Below are 14,615 nucleotides of genomic sequence, written 5' to 3'. Positions count from 1 at the left end.
TACATGAAACGTGTAGGAGCGAGCTTGTTCGCGAAAATCGTCAACGATGACGCGGGCATCCTGGATGAACGCGTTGCTCTCGGATTTTTCGCGAGCAAGCTCGCTCCTGCAGGTGATTCGTTTTGCGGAGGTAATCGTCTGTGAGCCGTCGCCGTCGCGAGCCTGAAGAACACGTCAACCATGAACGCTGGCTGGTGTCCTACGCGGACTTCATCACCTTGCTGTTCGCGTTTTTCGTGGTGATGTACTCCATCTCGTCGATCAACGAAGGCAAGTACAAAGTCATTTCCCAAGCGCTGATCGGCGTGTTCAACGACGCCGATCGTTCGCTCAAGCCGATCCCGATCGGCGAAGAGCGGCCCAAGACCGTGACCCCGGCCAAGCCGCTGGTCAACGACAGCGATGAGACCTCCGCCGGTATGGGCGGCACCGGCGACCCGCTGAAAAGCATCGCCGACGATATCAGCGCCGCGTTCGGCGACCTGATCAGCTCCAACCAGATGACCGTGCGCGGCAATGAGTTGTGGGTGGAGATCGAGCTCAATTCGAGCCTGCTGTTCGCCAGCGCCGATGCCATGCCCAGCGACCAGGCGTTCACCATCATCGACAAGGTGGCGGCGATCCTCAAGCCGTTTGAAAACCCGATCCACGTCGAAGGCTTTACCGACAATATCCCCATCAGTACCGCGCAGTACCCGACCAACTGGGAGCTGTCGTCGGCCCGGGCGGCCAGCATCGTGCGGATGCTCGCGATGCAGGGCGTGAACCCCGGTCGCCTGGCGTCGGTCGGCTACGGCGAGTTCCAGCCGGTGGCCAATAACGCCACGGCGGAAGGCCGCGCCCGCAACCGCCGGGTGGTGCTGGTGGTCTCGCGCAACCTGGATGTGCGCCGCAGCCTGACCGGCACCGGCACGGCAAATGCAACCCCGGACGCGGCATTGAAGCGGGCTGGCACACAAACTGCACCGGCCCTTGCAAAGCCGCCGGTACGGCAAAGCTCCGTCAATTCTCCGTCACCGGCTCAATAACCTATGCACTGTCTCGGTCGCGCCTGTGCCCGCCGGGAGGAATCAACCGAATGAGAGTCTGGGCAGTTGCCAATCAAAAAGGTGGAGTCGGCAAGACCACCACCTCCATCGCCTTAGCCGGCTTGCTGGCCGAGGCGGGCAAGCGCGTGGTCGTGGTCGACCTGGACCCCCACGGCTCGATGACCAGCTATTTCGGCTACGACCCGGACGCGCTGGAGCACAGCTGCTACGACTTGTTCCTGCACAAGGGCAGCGTGCCGAGCGATCTGCCCGGGCAACTGCTGCTGCCCACCAGCAATGAAAGCATTTCCCTGCTGCCGTCGAGCACCGCCCTGGCCACCCTTGAGCGCCAGTCGCCGGGGCAGAGCGGCCTGGGCCTGGTGATCGCCAAGACCCTGGCGCAACTGTGGCAGGACTTCGACTACGCGATCATCGACAGCCCGCCGTTGCTCGGCGTGCTGATGGTCAACGCCCTGGCGGCCAGCCAGCAGTTGGTGATCCCGGTGCAGACCGAGCACCTCGCGGTCAAGGGCCTGGAACGCATGGTCAGCACCCTGGCGATGATCAACCGCTCACGCAAACAGGCGCTGCCGTTCAGCATCGTGCCGACGTTGTTCGACCGCCGCACCCAAGCGTCCCTCGGCACCTTGCGCGTACTGCGCGATGCCTACCCGGACACCATCTGGCAAGGCTATATCCCGGTGGACACGCGCCTGCGCGACGCCAGCCGCGCCGGCCTGACCCCTTCGCAGTTCGACGGTAAGAGTCGCGGCGTGCTGGCGTACCGCGCGCTGCTCAAGCACCTGCTGTCGCAACAGCTTGTGGCGCAGGTGGCGTGATGAACCGTCCTGTCGAACTCAAGGTCAAGACGCGGCCGCAACTGGCACTGGAATCCTACCTGGATGCCTTGCTGCAGGACGCGACCGAGGAAGAACTGCCGGAACCGCTGCTGGTCCTCGAACCCGCCGTAGACGCACAAAGCACACTGGATGAATTCCAGTTGGCGGTGCTGGAAGAACAGGCGCGTGATGCGCAGGTGATGGTGCCGAGTCCACCGGTCGTGGTTGCGCCTGTAGTGGTTGCGCCTGTGCCGGTCGTACCCGTGGTGGTCGAGCCGGTGGTTGAAGTCCACCTGCCGCCGAGCATCACGCCGCCGCCGGTCACCGGCGACGGCCGCCCGGCGTGGGCCGCCGAGCCGTTCGAATGCCTGCTGTTCGACGTCGCCGGGTTGACCCTGGCGGTGCCGCTGGTGTGCCTGGGCTCGATCTATTCCCTGGAAGGCCAGGAGCTGACACCGCTGTTCGGGCAACCGGAGTGGTTCCTCGGCATCCTGCCCAGCCAGGCCGGCAACCTCAAGGTGCTGGACACCGCGCGCTGGGTGATGCCCGACCGCTACCGCGATGATTTCCGCCAGGGCTTGCAATACGTGATTTCGGTGCAAGGCTACGAGTGGGGGCTGGCCGTGCATCAAGTCAGCCGCTCGTTGCGCCTGGACCCGAATGAAATCAAATGGCGCAGCCAACGGGGCCAGCGCCCTTGGTTGGCGGGCACCGTGATCGAACACATGTGCGCGTTGCTCGACGTCGCCGAACTGGCCGAGTTGATCGCCAGCGGTGCGGTCAAGTCGATGCCGGGCCAGCAACGCAGTTAATTGAACAAGATCGGCCGCACGGTTGTGCGGCCAAAGAAGCACACACGCCGTGTCCAACGGCATTTGAAGGGGTCAGGGGTATGAATAAGTCAGCGTCCGCACAAGGTTTGGATGATCCGATCCTGCAATGGGTTACCTTCAAACTGGACAACGAGTCCTACGGCATCAACGTCATGCGCGTGCAGGAAGTGCTGCGCTACACCGAAATCGCTCCGGTTCCGGGTGCGCCAAGCTACGTGCTGGGCATCATCAACCTGCGCGGCAACGTGGTGACGGTGATCGACACCCGCCAGCGTTTCGGTCTGATACCGACCGAAGTCAACGACAACACCCGCATCGTCATCATCGAGGCCGACAAGCAAGTGGTCGGGATCATGGTCGACAGCGTGGCCGAAGTGGTTTACCTGCGCCAATCGGAAGTGGAAACCGCGCCGAACGTGGGTAACGAAGAGTCGGCCAAGTTCATCCAGGGCGTCTGCAACAAGAACGGCGAACTGCTGATTCTGGTCGAGCTGGACAAAATGATGAGCGAAGAAGAATGGTCGGATCTGGAGAACATCTGATTGTTCCTTGAAGCAGCGGTGATCGTCCTGGCCCTGTTGTGGGCCGGGACGTTGGCGTTTTTGCTGCGCTATGTGCGCCAGCAACGCGAGTGGGCGGTGCAACAGGCCGAACGCGACGCCGTGCGTGACCGGCGCGTGGTCGAGTTGGCCAAGCGCGTCGATCACTTCCAGCAGAGTGCGGTGCGGGTCGGGGATGAGGTGCATGAACTGCGCGCGATCCTCGGGCCGTTGCCGGACAAGCTGGCGCAGATTGAACAGCGCGATCCGTCCAGCCTGTCTTTTGCCCAGGCGGCGAAGCTGGTCGGCATGGGCGCGACCGTGGATGAGCTGACGCAGTCGTGCGGCTTGACCCAGGCTGAGGCGCAGTTGATGAGCAAGTTGCACAAAAGCTGATTGCGCGCTGATGGGTATCTAGCGATCCAACTGTAGGCGCTGGCTTGCCCGCGCTTACAGGAAAGCGGCCTGGCCTCGCCCCTGGCCAATTAAATTGCAAACCCGATGGCTTTTTTTATCTCCTCAAAGGTCAACATCCTTCAAGCACCTTTGACCCCAGGAGAACGCCCCCCATGACCACCCACAAAGCCCTGTTGATCCTCCACGGCAAGCAAGCCCTCAACGAGGACGTGCGCGCTGCGGTGCTGGCTCGGCGTGAGCAGGGCTGGGAGCTGGCGGTGCGGGTGACGTGGGAGGGCGGCGACGCGCAGCGGCTGGTCAACGAGGCCCTGGACGGCGGGTACACGCACATCATTGCCGGCGGCGGTGACGGCACCTTGCGCGATGTGGCCGAGGCGATGGCCCAGGCCGGGACCGATGCGAGCCTGGTGCTGATGCCGTTGGGCACCGCCAATGATTTTGCCCGCGCCGCCGGTGTGCCGCTGCAGCCCGACCAGGCCCTGGCGTTGCTGGATGTGCCGGCCAGGGCGATCGACCTCGGCCGCGTCGGCGGGCAAGTATTCCTCAACATGGCCACCGGCGGCTTCGGCAGCCAGGTCACCGCCAATACCTCCGAAGAACTGAAGAAAGTGCTGGGCGGCGCGGCCTATCTGTTCACCGGCTTGTCGCGCTTCAGTGAGTTGAAGGCCGCGTATGGCGAGCTGGAAGGCCCGGATTTCCATTGGAAAGGCGAGCTGCTCGCGCTGGGCATCGGCAATGGCCGCCAGGCGGGCGGTGGGCATGTGCTGTGTCCCGACGCACTGGCGGACGATGGGCTGCTGGACATCAGCATTTTGCCGGCCCCCCAGGAAGTGGTCGGCACCCTGCGTGAACTGATGAACAATGGCTGGGGCCTGGACACCATGTTTGTCCGCGCGCGCCTGCCGTGGGTCAAGATCAAGGTCGCGCAAGGTTTGTATATCAACCTGGATGGCGAACCGCTGCAAGGCGATGACCTGCATTTCGAGGTCGTGCCCAAGGCCCTGCGCGTCCACCTGCCGCCGGGTTCGCCCTTAGTCGTCCAGGCTGATGATCTGCTCGCGCACGGCAAATAACACCAGGCCCGCCACATCGAAAATCTGCAGGCGCTTCATGATTTGCGAGCGATGGGCTTCCACGGTCTTGATGCTCAACCCGAGGCCGTGGGCGATTTCCCGGGTGGATTTGCCACGCACCACCAGGCGCAGGATTTCCAACTGGCGAGCGGTGAGGTTGTGGTTGTGGACGACCGGGGAGGACGGGGCCTGATTGCGTACCAGCGCCTGGCTGATCACGGTGTGGGCAATCGCCGGGCTCAGGTAGCGCTCGTCATTGCTCAGCGCCAGCAGTGCCTGCTCCAGTTCGTTGGCGCTGGTGTCCTTGAGCAGGTAGCCATGGGCGCCGGCCTCCAGGGCTCGCATGATCAGCTCCGGGTCGGTGTGCATCGACAGGATCAGCACCTTGCTCTTGGGGTAGGCCGTCTTGAGCTGGTGCAACGCATCCAGGCCGCCGGTGTGTTTCATCGACAGGTCCAGCAGCACGATATCCGGCAGCAGGGCGCTGAATGTTTCCAGCACCTGCGCGCCATCGCTGGCTTCGCCAATCACCGTGTAGCCGGGAATGTCCAGGACCAGCGCGCGGACGCCGGCCCTGATCAGTGCGTGGTCATCCACCAGGAGTAAAGTGCGGGTCACTCGAGAACCTTCAGGGGACTGGCCCGTTCGAGGGCGCGCGGCGCCCAGGGGAAAAGCGCGTCGATCCGGGTGCCTTTGCCTGGCTGGCTGCTGACGGACAAGGTGCCTCCCAGTTGATCAATCCGCTCGGACATGCCCGCCATGCCCCGTTGGCCTTCCAGGCCTGGGTTGCTGGCGGGCGAAAAGCCCTGGCCGTCATCACTGATAAACAGCGACAGGCCCTGGGGCAGGCGTTGCAGGCGAACCAGCAGGTTTTGCGCCTGGGCATGGCGCAGCATGTTGGTCACCGCTTCCTGGGTGATGCGAAAAGCGGCCACGGCCATTTCTTCGGGAATGCCGGTCAGCCGTTGCTGGCATTCCAGGCTCCAATGAATCGAGGTGTTTCCCAGGGTCTTGAGCAGGTGCGCGCGCAGGCTGGCTTCCAGGCCGAGGCTGGCCAACTGACGCGGGTTGAGAATGGCGGACACGTCGCGCACCTTGGCCAAGGTCTCGTTCAGGGTGTTGCACAGCACTGTGCATTGGCCCTGCAGGTCTTCCGGCAGGCGGCGCTTGAGCCATTCGCTTTGCAGCTTGGCGGCGGTGAGCAATTGGCCGATATCGTCGTGCAGCTCACGGCTGAGGCGGTGCCGCTCGTTTTCCTGGACTTGCAACAGGCGATCGGCCAGTTCCTGGGGCTGGAACTTGATCGATTTACGTGAGCTCCACTGGCGCAGGCCCATCAGCACCAGGGTGGCCACGTTGATCAGCAACACCATCAATGGCAAGGGCGCGGAGTGAGCGTAGGCCCACAGCCCCAGCAGCAGTGAGCACAGGCACAACACGAGAACCAGTCGACGGGCATTGCTGCGGGAAGCGGATTTGACGAGGAGTGACTTGAGGCTGGCGTACATAGCGGATGCTTTTCACGTTTTATGCATCATGACGTTAGGTCACTTCGAGGGCGGCATGGTAACACTTTGCTTACCGTTGGTCGCCAGGCGTCATTTGCACGGAGTGGGGGCATGCCTATTAAGAATAGTTATATGTTGGCGGTTGTTTTGTATGGGTTGGCTTTATAGCGCGGGCAACTTGGTTGTCGCCACTTATTGCAGGACACATTAGTTATTCTTGTCGTTTTTGGGCAAGACGCTAGATGAAAGCGACACCTTAGCGGTTAACGGCGCAGTCTTTCATGAAACATGGTGCAGACGCTGCTGAGGCTTGTTGGCGAAGTCCTTTTGCGGGATCTGGAGAGTGACCGTCGCAATCAGTGAAGTTTGTTCACTTTCGTCCAAACTCAGTTCACCGGTGCGGGTGTCGATCAGCTCCAGTTGCCACGCCAGTAATGTCAGACAATTGTGCAAGGCATCGAGGGCCTGATCGTGCAGTTGCAGCGGGTTCGCCGCGTTGGCAATCAGGTACTGGATATGCCGCGAAAACTCGCTGATCGCCCGCAGCGCCAGATCGTCGGCCTTTTCGGCGAGCGTCGCGAGACTGAAGTTCATGCAGTCGATGGCATCGCTGTCGTTACGAATCAAATGCAGATGGCTCAGACACTCCTCCGACTTGTTCAGCAGCTTTTCGGCCTCCAGCAAGAATTCGGGAAGTGCAGCTTGCCACTCGTTCGCACTATTCATCATGCAAGTCTCCGCAACATAAGGTCGGGTGATGAGATGTCGCACTGCGTGAATAGCGTAAAACTACCGCTGAAAGATGACTGAAATCTGTAGGGCGCTTCTGAGACTTTAGTAGGACGTTTATTTGAATGATCATGCGAGGCGCACACTGCCCTCGTCATCGGGGCCGATTGCGCAACTTCGATTGCCGACAGGTGAGTGTCTTGAAGACCCGTGGGCCGTGGGCTTGCGATGGCAAACAAAAGCCTGACTCCATTCATGCAATGAGAATGGCGTCACATTAATGGCAATTAGATATCGCGAATATCAGGTTGGGCCTGATTGTGCCTAGGGGAATCCCTTATATAGCGGAACCTTGCGTCGATGTGAGTGTCGCGCAATGTCGCTATTCTGCCGAATTAAGAGGCCAGCGAAGTAAAGCATGATGTCAGTGTGACATCAATGGATTTACGTGGCATTTTACAGGGGTCAAGGTCTGGCGCTTGCCGCCGATAACAAGCCTAGTGAACTGCATAATCCCTTAGCGCGACTTGCGCGCATATCAGGAGCTTTTTAATGGCCGGCATTCTCGACACCGTAGATCAACGCACGCAATTGGTGGGTGAGAATCGCCTGGAGATTCTCATGTTTCGCCTGGCCGGGCGGCAGCTGTTCGCGATCAACGTGTTCAAGGTGCAGGAGGTCTTGCAACTGCCCAAGCTGACCCTGATGCCTCAGCGCCACCCGTTTGTGTGCGGCGTGGTCAACCTGCGCGGCCAGACCCTGCCGGTGATCGACCTGTCCCAGGCCATCGGCATGCGCCCGCTGGTGCCGGGGCCCAACAGCACCATCATCGTCACCGAGTACAACCGCTCGGTGCAGGCGTTCCTGGTGGGCGGCGTCGATCGCATCGTCAACATGAACTGGGAAGCCATCCTGCCGCCGCCGACCAGCGCCGGGCGCCAGCACTACCTCACGGCCATCAGCAAGGTCGATGACCAGTTGGTGGAAATCATCGATGTGGAAAAAGTCCTCGCCGAGATCGTGCCATACAACGCCAAGGTCTCCCGCGATAAACTCGATGACCCGATACTGGAGCGCGCCCGTGGCCGTGAAGTGCTGCTGGTGGACGACTCCAATGTCGCGCTGTCGCAGTTGCGCGACACCCTGGGCCAGTTGGGCGTGAAGATGCACATCGCCAGTGACGGCCTCAAGGCGCTGAACATGCTCAAGGCCTGGGCCGACAGCGGCCAGGTGATGACCGACAAATTGCTGATGATCTTCACCGACGCCGAAATGCCTGAGATGGACGGCTACCGCCTGACCACCGAGATCCGCAATGACCCACGCCTGCGTGAGCTGTACGTGGTGCTGCACACCTCGCTGTCGGGCAGTTTCAACGAGTCAATGGTGAAGAAGGTCGGGTGCGATAACTTCCTGTCCAAATTCCAGCCGGACAAGCTGGTGGATGTGGTGCGTCAGCGACTGATGCTGGACGAAGCGTCGGCTTGACCTTAGGGTGACGGTTTTGCCCCTCAGGAATGCAGGCTCATGCTCCGTCTCAGCGCGCTGTACCGTTACCCTTTGAAATCCGGCAAGGCCGAAACGTTGCAGCAGATCGGCCTGGACAAGCTCGGGTTGGATGGCGATCGACGCTGGATGCTGGTGGACGAAGCCAGCGGGCGTTTCTTGACGCAGCGCGCCGTGGCGACGATGAGCCAGCTGTCTGCGCTGTGGAACCGCAGCGGTGGCCTGACCCTCAGTTCGCCTGGCTACGCAGCGCTGGACGTGGCGTTGCCCGGCAGCGAGGCTGAACTGCGCGGTGTGACCATCTGGCGCGACACCTTGCGCGTGCCGGATGCGGGCGATGCCGCCGCCGCCTGGGTCAGCGACTTTATCGGCAAGCCGACGCGGCTGGTCCACATCCCGCTGGAGCGCGCGCGCACCACACAACCCGGTTATGGCAAGGACGATGATCAGGTCGCGTTCGCCGACGGTTACCCGTTGCTGCTGATCGGCCAGGCCTCCCTGGACGACCTGTCCCGGCACGTCGGTCGGCCCATGGAAATGCTGCGCTTTCGCCCCAACCTGGTGATCGACGGTGGCGATGCGTTCGCCGAAGACGGCTGGAAACGCCTGCGCATCGGCGATGTCGAGTTTCGTGTGGTCAAGCCGTGCTCACGCTGCATTCTGACCACCATCGACCCGCAGACCGGCGAGCGCAGTGCCGACCGCGAACCCTTCGTGACGCTGGAGGCCTATCGCAAGACCGAAGACGGCGCGATGTTCGGCCAGAACCTGGTCAACGATGGCGTGGGCCGCCTGGAAGTGGGCATGCCGGTGACTGTCCTCGAATAATACGCCCCCATAAAAAAACGCCCGTCTCCTGCGAGACGGGCATTTTTTTCGCGCGCGGGAATTGCTTAGCCGCGGTATTCGCACAGGTAAGCGGTGTCCACGGCGACCTTCAACTGGAACTTGCTGTTGGCCGGAACGTGGAACAGGCTGCCGGCGGCGAAGGTTTCCCAAGTGCTGCTGTCGGGCAGCTTGACGGTCAGGGCGCCGGACACTACGTGCATGATTTCACGCTGGGCAGTGCCGAATTCGTATTCACCCGGGGCCATGACGCCGATGGTCGCCGGACCTTCTGCGGTGCCGAAAGCGATCGACTTGACGGTGCCGTCGAAGTACTCGTTGACTTTAAACATGGGCGAATCCTCGGAAAAAGGGTCTGGAAAGGTCGGCCAGTATGCCCAAGGGCAAGGGAGCTGCCTAGACCGGCAAAATCAGCGGTAACAGGCGTGCGGTGTTGCGCGCATCTTCCAGCGCCCGGTGTTGCTGGCCATTGAACTGCATCCCCGCCAATTGCAGGGCGCTATTGAGCCCCGTTGGCTTGTCCAGGCGCCGGGCCTTGGCGAAGCGTTGCTTGAGGTTGATATGGGGCGTTTGGGCCAGCGCGCTGCTCAGGCCATGGCGCTGCCACTCCAGCTCGAGCTGCTGGCGATCATAGTCGCCCCAGCTGGCCCAACCTTCCAGGTGTGCCTGATGCTGGCCCAGCCAGCGCTCGAACAGCGCCCACACATCGCCGAAGGGCGCGGCGCTGTCCATGTTCGCCTGGCTGATATGGGTCAGCTTGCGGCAGAAGGGCGTCAGCAATGGACGCCGCTGCGGTCGCACAAAACGCTGGAAATGATCCAACTCGCGGCCCTGGCGGTTGACCAGGCTTGCGCCGATCTCGATGACTTCCATCTCCGTCACGGGCCAGCCGCCGTCATCCGTTGTGGCTTCAAGGTCAATAATCAGCCAATGAGGCATCGTGCAGATTCCCGTACTCTTCCCGTCCTGATGGGGATAGAGCGTAGCCCGGCCGCGTAGTTCCGCCCAGGCTTTATTCGATCTCCAGCAACACCTGGCGATTGCGCACCTGATCGCCGGCCATGACCTGCACGGCCTTGACCACACCGTCGATGCCGGCCTTCAGCGGATGCTCTATTTTCATCGCTTCGAGCACCAGCAGCAGTTGCCCCTGGGTGACGCGTTCACCGGTGCGCACGCGCACATCGACGATGGCGCCGTCCATCGGCGCCTCGACCCTGCCGCCGCCGGTTGGGGGCTGGCGGTTGGCAACGTGGTGGTTGCGGTTGGTCACGCTCACGCCCGGTAGCCACAGCTGGGCACCGTCGAGGTGGTAGGCACTGCGGCGGCGGATGCCGTTGATCACTGCGGTGGCCCAGCGGCCGTCGCTGCTGAGGTGGCGGATGTCGATGCCGTTGGCCTGCAGGTGATGGTCGGCGAGGACGCTGACCGTGATGTCCTGGACCGCATCGTCGACGGCCAACTGATAGCTCCACGGCACGTCAGCGCCGTTGCGCCACCCTGATAAGGCCGGGGCATGGGCCTGAGCGCTGTGTTGATAAAACAGCGCGGCGGCCAGGGCCAACTGTTCGGCGGATGCGCGGGGGCGGTGGATCTCGCTGAAGTGTTCGGCGATCAACGCGGTGCTGAAGTCGCCGTGGATAAACTTCGGGTGCTTGAGCAGGTCGGTCAACAGCTGCTGGTTGCTCGCCACGCCCAGCAGCACCGTGTCCTCCACGGCGCGCAGCAGCTTGCGCCGCGCCTCCTCGCGGGTGGCGCCATGGGCGACGATCTTGCCGAGCAGCGGGTCATAGAACGGGCTGATGCGCTGACCTTCGAGAACGCCGTGGTCGACCCGCACGCCCGCGGCCGGTTCCCAGCGCAGCACCGCACCGGTTTGCGGCAGAAAGCCCTGGGCCGGGTCTTCGGCGTACAGGCGCACTTCCATGGCGTGGCCGCTGAGGCTGACCTGCGCTTGCTGTAACGGCAGCGGTTGGCCGGCGGCAATTTGCAGTTGCCAGTCGACCAGATCGAGGCCGCTGATCAGTTCGGTGACCGGGTGTTCGACTTGCAGGCGAGTGTTCATCTCCAGGAAGTAGAACCGGCCGTCGCGGTCGAGCAGGAACTCCACCGTGCCTGCGCCGACGTAATTCACCGCACGCCCGGCCTTGAGCGCCGCCTCGCCCATGGCCTGGCGCAGGGCCGGGGTCATCACCGGGCAGGGCGCTTCTTCAATGATTTTCTGATGGCGGCGCTGGACCGAGCAGTCGCGTTCGCCGAGGTGGATCAGGTTGCCGTGGCTGTCGCCGAACAGCTGGATTTCGACGTGGCGCGGCTCGATCAGCGCCTGTTCCAGGATCAGTTCGTCGCTGCCGAACGCATTCAGGGCTTCGGAGCGGGCGCTGCGCAGTTGCTCTTGCAGGTGTTCGCGCTGATGCACCAGGCGCATACCTCGGCCGCCGCCGCCGGCACTGGCCTTGATCATCAGCGGGAAGCCGATGCGTTCAGCTTCTATTTGCAACGTGGCGTCGTCCTGGGCGCTGCCTTGGTAGCCGGCGACGCACGGGACACCGGCCTCGAGCATGGCGAGTTTGGACCGGCGCTTGCTGCCCATCAGTTCGATGGCCTCGACGCTGGGGCCGATGAAGGTCAGCCCGGCGTTTATGCAGGCGCGGGCGAAATCGGGGTTTTCAGAGAGAAAGCCATAACCGGGGTGGACCGCGTCGGCACCCGTGCGTTGAGCTGCGCTGAGAATCGCCGGGATATTCAGGTAGGACTGCTGCACCGGTGCCGGGCCGATATTCACGGCTTCGTCGGCCATCTGCACGTGCGCGGCCTGGGCGTCGGCGTCGCTGTAGACCGCTACGGTGCGGTAGCCCAAGGCCTGGGCGGTGCGCTGGATGCGGCAGGCGATTTCGCCGCGGTTGGCGATCAGGATCTTGTTCATTCGGCCCACCGTGGCTTGCGCTGTTGCACAAAGGCCTGGGTGCCTTCGATCCCTTCTTCGCCCGTCGCCGCCTCGGCGAACCACGCGGCGGCCTGATCCAGCAACGGCCCCAGCGGTTGCTCCGCGCTGGCCAGCAGCAAGGCCTTGGTCCGCCCATTCGCCCCCGGCGCGCAACGCAATACCTGGCCCAGCACTTCATCCAGGCGTTCGGCCAACGCCTGCGGATCGCGCTCGACAAAATGCACCACGCCCAAGCGCTCAGCCTCGACCCCGTCGAACCGCGCCGCCGTCAGCGCCAGCCGGCGCGCGTGCGTCAGACCGATGCGCTTGACCACAAACGGCGCGATCTGCGCCGGCAGCAAGCCCAGGCTGGTCTCGGGCAAGCCGAACTGCGCCTGGTGATCGGCCAGCGCAATATCACTGACGCACGCCAAACCAAAGCCACCGCCCAGCACCGCGCCTTGCAGCACCACGATCACCACCTGGGGCGCGGCTTCAACTTCCTGCAGCAAGGTGCCGAACGCGCGGTTCAGCGTCTGCAATTGCGCCTTGTCGCTGGCGCCGAGCAGGTCTTTCACGTCCGCCCCGGCACAGAAATGCCCGGCCGCGCCGCTGATCACCAGCGCGCGCACCTGATTGTCCAACTGCGCCAGCACCGCGCGCAGTTCATTGACCATCTCCAGGCTCATCGCGTTGCGGCTTTGCGGACGGTTGAGGGTGATGTGCAGCACACCGTTATGGGGTTCGAGCAGCAGGGTGTTCATGGTTTTTTCCCCGGCAGGGTGCCCATCAGTTTGCAGATGATGCCCAGCATGATTTCGTCGGCGCCGCCGCCAATCGACACCAGGCGCATATCGCGATAGGCGCGGGCCACCGGGTTGTCCCACATAAAGCCCATGCCGCCCCAGTATTGCAGGCAACTGTCGCTGACTTCGCGGCCCAGCCGCCCGGCCTTGAGCTTGGCCATGGAGGCCAGGCGCGTCACGTCCTGGCCTTTGATGTACTGCTCGGTGGCCTGGTAGACCAGGGCGCGCAGGCATTCGATTTCGGTGGCCAGTTCGGCCAGGCGAAAGTGAATCACCTGATTGTCGATCAGCGCTTTGCCGAAGGTCTGGCGCTCCTTGCAGTATTCGATCGTGCTGTCGATGCAGGACTCCAGGCCCTTGATCATATTGGCCGCGCCAAACAGGCGTTCTTCCTGGAATTGCAGCATCTGCATCATGAACCCCGCACCTTCATGGCCGATGCGGTTGCGTTGCGGCACACGCACGCCGTCGAAGAACACCTGGGCGGTCTCGGAGCTGTGCATGCCGAGTTTTTCCAAGGGCGGGCTGACGCTGATCCCCGGTGTGTTCATCGGCACCATGATCAGCGACTTGTTGAGGTGCGGCTTGTCGTCGGAGGTGTTGGCCAGCAGGCACATGAAGTCGGCGCTCGGCGAGTTGGTGATCCACATTTTGCTGCCGTCGATCACGTAGTCGTCGCCGTCCTTGCGTGCCTGGGTCTTCAGCCCGGCCACATCGGAACCGGCGCCGGCTTCCGAGACGCCGATGCAACCGACTTGCTCGCCGCTGATGGCCGGGCGCAGGAATTCTTCGCGCAGTGCGTCGCAGCCGAAGCGGGCGAGGGCGGGGGTACACATGTCGGTCTGTACGCCGATGGACATGGGGATGCCGCCGCAGCGGATGCTGCCGAATTCTTCGGCGGCGACGATGGAGTAGCTGTAGTCCAGGCCCATGCCGCCGAATTGTTCGGGTTTGGAGATGCCCAGCAGGCCGAGGTCGCCGGCCTTGCGCAAGATATCGTGGATGGGGAAGCGGCCGGCTTTTTCCCATTCGTCGACGTGGGGGTTGATCTCACGGTCGACGAAGGCGCGGACGGTGCGGCGCAGTGCCTGGTGTTCTTGGGTGAAGATCATTTTTTATTGTTCTCCGTGTGGGCGTTTTTCGGGTGTGCATGGCTCCATCTGTGGGAGCTGGTTTGCTGGCGGTCCTACAGCGGGTAGATATCCAATGGGCTCACCTCGCTCGAAATTGGGCTCACCTCGCTCCAAATGTGGGAGGGGGCTTGCCCCCGATGGCGGCCTCTGGGCCGACCATTTTTTTGGGTTGAGTACATATCCGTTTCTTTGGTAACGGCTGCTATGGGTTCCGCTCTTACAGCGGGTCACTTTTGGAAAAGAGCCCCAAAAGTAACCAAAAGGGCTCTTGCCCCAACCACTCGGCACCTCGCCTAGGCTTGGTGTGCCCGAACGCAGGCTTGAATCCGTGGGCCGCCGTCATGGGCCATCCTTGGCCCAGGACGGCTAACCCGGCGTCCTGCCGGGTTACCCACGGATTCAAGCCTGCGTTCGGCCAGCGTGGTTTGACGG

General features: G+C 62.6%; 16 protein-coding genes and 2 pseudogenes. 9 read left to right on the top strand and 9 right to left on the bottom strand.

Annotated features, from left to right (window positions below; genetic code table 11):
• Positions 1-3 precede the first annotated feature (3 nt).
• The 7 genes from RGV59_RS27430 (at position 4) to yegS (ending at position 4,729) form a co-directional block, all read left to right on the top strand.
• Complete coding sequence (locus RGV59_RS27430) at positions 4-144, top strand: hypothetical protein (RefSeq protein ID WP_158243623.1); 141 nt, start codon at positions 4-6, stop codon at positions 142-144.
• Positions 141-1,028 (top strand): flagellar motor protein MotD, encoded by an 888-nt coding sequence (gene motD / locus RGV59_RS27425; protein WP_017849389.1) that lies wholly within the window; start codon positions 141-143, stop codon positions 1,026-1,028. The genes RGV59_RS27430 and motD overlap by 4 nt, the downstream gene beginning before the upstream one ends.
• A gap of 50 nt (positions 1,029-1,078) precedes the next feature.
• Positions 1,079-1,867 (top strand): ParA family protein, encoded by a 789-nt coding sequence (locus RGV59_RS27420; protein WP_017849390.1) that lies wholly within the window; start codon positions 1,079-1,081, stop codon positions 1,865-1,867.
• Complete coding sequence (locus RGV59_RS27415; RefSeq protein WP_126585466.1) at positions 1,867-2,679, top strand: CheW domain-containing protein; 813 nt, start codon at positions 1,867-1,869, stop codon at positions 2,677-2,679. The genes RGV59_RS27420 and RGV59_RS27415 overlap by 1 nt, the downstream gene beginning before the upstream one ends.
• A gap of 80 nt (positions 2,680-2,759) precedes the next feature.
• Entirely contained in the window at positions 2,760-3,242 is a 483-nt protein-coding gene (locus RGV59_RS27410; protein WP_017849392.1) for a chemotaxis protein CheW, read from the top strand.
• Positions 3,243-3,635: a DUF2802 domain-containing protein gene (locus tag RGV59_RS27405; RefSeq protein ID WP_046484827.1), complete on the top strand. Its 393-nt coding sequence runs from the start codon at positions 3,243-3,245 to the stop codon at positions 3,633-3,635.
• Between the two features lie 173 nt (positions 3,636-3,808).
• Positions 3,809-4,729, top strand: coding sequence for a lipid kinase YegS (yegS, locus tag RGV59_RS27400; protein WP_046382530.1), 921 nt, complete (start codon positions 3,809-3,811; stop codon positions 4,727-4,729).
• Here the strand turns inward: yegS and RGV59_RS27395 are convergent.
• The 3 genes from RGV59_RS27395 to RGV59_RS27385 form a co-directional block, all read right to left on the bottom strand.
• Positions 4,688-5,347, bottom strand: coding sequence for a response regulator transcription factor (locus RGV59_RS27395; protein ID WP_017849395.1), 660 nt, complete (start codon positions 5,345-5,347; stop codon positions 4,688-4,690). The genes yegS and RGV59_RS27395 overlap by 42 nt on opposite strands.
• Positions 5,344-6,237 (bottom strand): sensor histidine kinase, encoded by an 894-nt coding sequence (locus RGV59_RS27390; RefSeq protein WP_017849396.1) that lies wholly within the window; start codon positions 6,235-6,237, stop codon positions 5,344-5,346. Before RGV59_RS27390 ends, RGV59_RS27395 begins: the two co-directional genes overlap by 4 nt.
• A 279-nt stretch (positions 6,238-6,516) precedes the next feature.
• Positions 6,517-6,966: a hypothetical protein gene (locus RGV59_RS27385; RefSeq protein WP_173677847.1), complete on the bottom strand. Its 450-nt coding sequence runs from the start codon at positions 6,964-6,966 to the stop codon at positions 6,517-6,519.
• Positions 6,967-7,518: 552 nt separating this feature from the next.
• On the opposite strand from RGV59_RS27385, the gene RGV59_RS27380 reads away from it, so the two are divergent.
• Positions 7,519-8,454 carry a chemotaxis protein CheV gene (locus tag RGV59_RS27380; protein WP_017849398.1) on the top strand — a complete coding sequence of 312 codons (936 nt, stop codon included), beginning with the start codon at positions 7,519-7,521 and terminating at the stop codon, positions 8,452-8,454.
• Positions 8,455-8,493: 39 nt separating this feature from the next.
• Positions 8,494-9,300, top strand: a complete 807-nt coding sequence (locus tag RGV59_RS27375) for an MOSC domain-containing protein (RefSeq protein ID WP_126586480.1) — start codon at positions 8,494-8,496, stop codon at positions 9,298-9,300.
• A gap of 65 nt (positions 9,301-9,365) precedes the next feature.
• Here the strand turns inward: RGV59_RS27375 and RGV59_RS27370 are convergent, their stop codons facing one another.
• The 6 genes and pseudogenes from RGV59_RS27370 to atuD all read right to left on the bottom strand — a co-directional run bounded on the left by RGV59_RS27370 (position 9,366) and on the right by atuD (position 14,162).
• Positions 9,366-9,650: a pyrimidine/purine nucleoside phosphorylase gene (locus tag RGV59_RS27370; protein WP_017849400.1), complete on the bottom strand. Its 285-nt coding sequence runs from the start codon at positions 9,648-9,650 to the stop codon at positions 9,366-9,368.
• 64 nt (positions 9,651-9,714) lie between these two features.
• The gene (locus RGV59_RS27365) at positions 9,715-10,257 is read right to left on the bottom strand and encodes an exonuclease domain-containing protein (RefSeq protein ID WP_017849401.1); all 543 of its coding nucleotides are present in this window, start codon (positions 10,255-10,257) and stop codon (positions 9,715-9,717) included.
• 73 nt (positions 10,258-10,330) lie between these two features.
• Positions 10,331-10,693: pseudogene (locus RGV59_RS31865) on the bottom strand (biotin/lipoyl-containing protein); the annotation flags it as partial.
• 282 nt (positions 10,694-10,975) lie between these two features.
• Positions 10,976-12,244, bottom strand: a pseudogene (locus RGV59_RS27360) (acetyl-CoA carboxylase biotin carboxylase subunit); the annotation flags it as partial.
• Positions 12,241-13,008 (bottom strand): enoyl-CoA hydratase/isomerase family protein, encoded by a 768-nt coding sequence (locus tag RGV59_RS27355; protein ID WP_102619012.1) that lies wholly within the window; start codon positions 13,006-13,008, stop codon positions 12,241-12,243. The gene RGV59_RS27355 and the pseudogene RGV59_RS27360, both read right to left, overlap by 4 nt.
• A complete protein-coding gene (atuD, locus tag RGV59_RS27350) occupies positions 13,005-14,162 on the bottom strand; it encodes a citronellyl-CoA dehydrogenase (RefSeq protein WP_108524677.1) in 1,158 nt (385 codons plus the stop codon). Before atuD ends, RGV59_RS27355 begins: the two co-directional genes overlap by 4 nt.
• Positions 14,163-14,615 lie beyond the last annotated feature (453 nt).

It is taken from the genome of Pseudomonas sp. FG1 (genome assembly GCF_034313875.1).
Lineage (GTDB): Bacteria > Pseudomonadota > Gammaproteobacteria > Pseudomonadales > Pseudomonadaceae > Aquipseudomonas > Aquipseudomonas veronii.
This window is presented reverse-complemented; position numbering and strand designations above follow the sequence as displayed.

Coding starts and splice junctions, on each gene's coding strand:
- RGV59_RS27370 (WP_017849400.1), bottom strand. CDS start 9,650: ATGTTTAAAGTCAACGAGTACTTCGACGGCACCGTCAAGTCGATCGCT.
- RGV59_RS27420 (WP_017849390.1), top strand. CDS start 1,079: ATGAGAGTCTGGGCAGTTGCCAATCAAAAAGGTGGAGTCGGCAAGACC.
- RGV59_RS27365 (WP_017849401.1), bottom strand. CDS start 10,257: ATGCCTCATTGGCTGATTATTGACCTTGAAGCCACAACGGATGACGGC.
- RGV59_RS27430 (WP_158243623.1), top strand. CDS start 4: ATGAAACGTGTAGGAGCGAGCTTGTTCGCGAAAATCGTCAACGATGAC.
- yegS (WP_046382530.1), top strand. CDS start 3,809: ATGACCACCCACAAAGCCCTGTTGATCCTCCACGGCAAGCAAGCCCTC.
- RGV59_RS27375 (WP_126586480.1), top strand. CDS start 8,494: ATGCTCCGTCTCAGCGCGCTGTACCGTTACCCTTTGAAATCCGGCAAG.
- RGV59_RS27390 (WP_017849396.1), bottom strand. CDS start 6,237: ATGTACGCCAGCCTCAAGTCACTCCTCGTCAAATCCGCTTCCCGCAGC.
- RGV59_RS27385 (WP_173677847.1), bottom strand. CDS start 6,966: ATGATGAATAGTGCGAACGAGTGGCAAGCTGCACTTCCCGAATTCTTG.
- RGV59_RS27380 (WP_017849398.1), top strand. CDS start 7,519: ATGGCCGGCATTCTCGACACCGTAGATCAACGCACGCAATTGGTGGGT.
- RGV59_RS27410 (WP_017849392.1), top strand. CDS start 2,760: ATGAATAAGTCAGCGTCCGCACAAGGTTTGGATGATCCGATCCTGCAA.
- atuD (WP_108524677.1), bottom strand. CDS start 14,162: ATGATCTTCACCCAAGAACACCAGGCACTGCGCCGCACCGTCCGCGCC.
- RGV59_RS27355 (WP_102619012.1), bottom strand. CDS start 13,008: ATGAACACCCTGCTGCTCGAACCCCATAACGGTGTGCTGCACATCACC.
- RGV59_RS27415 (WP_126585466.1), top strand. CDS start 1,867: ATGAACCGTCCTGTCGAACTCAAGGTCAAGACGCGGCCGCAACTGGCA.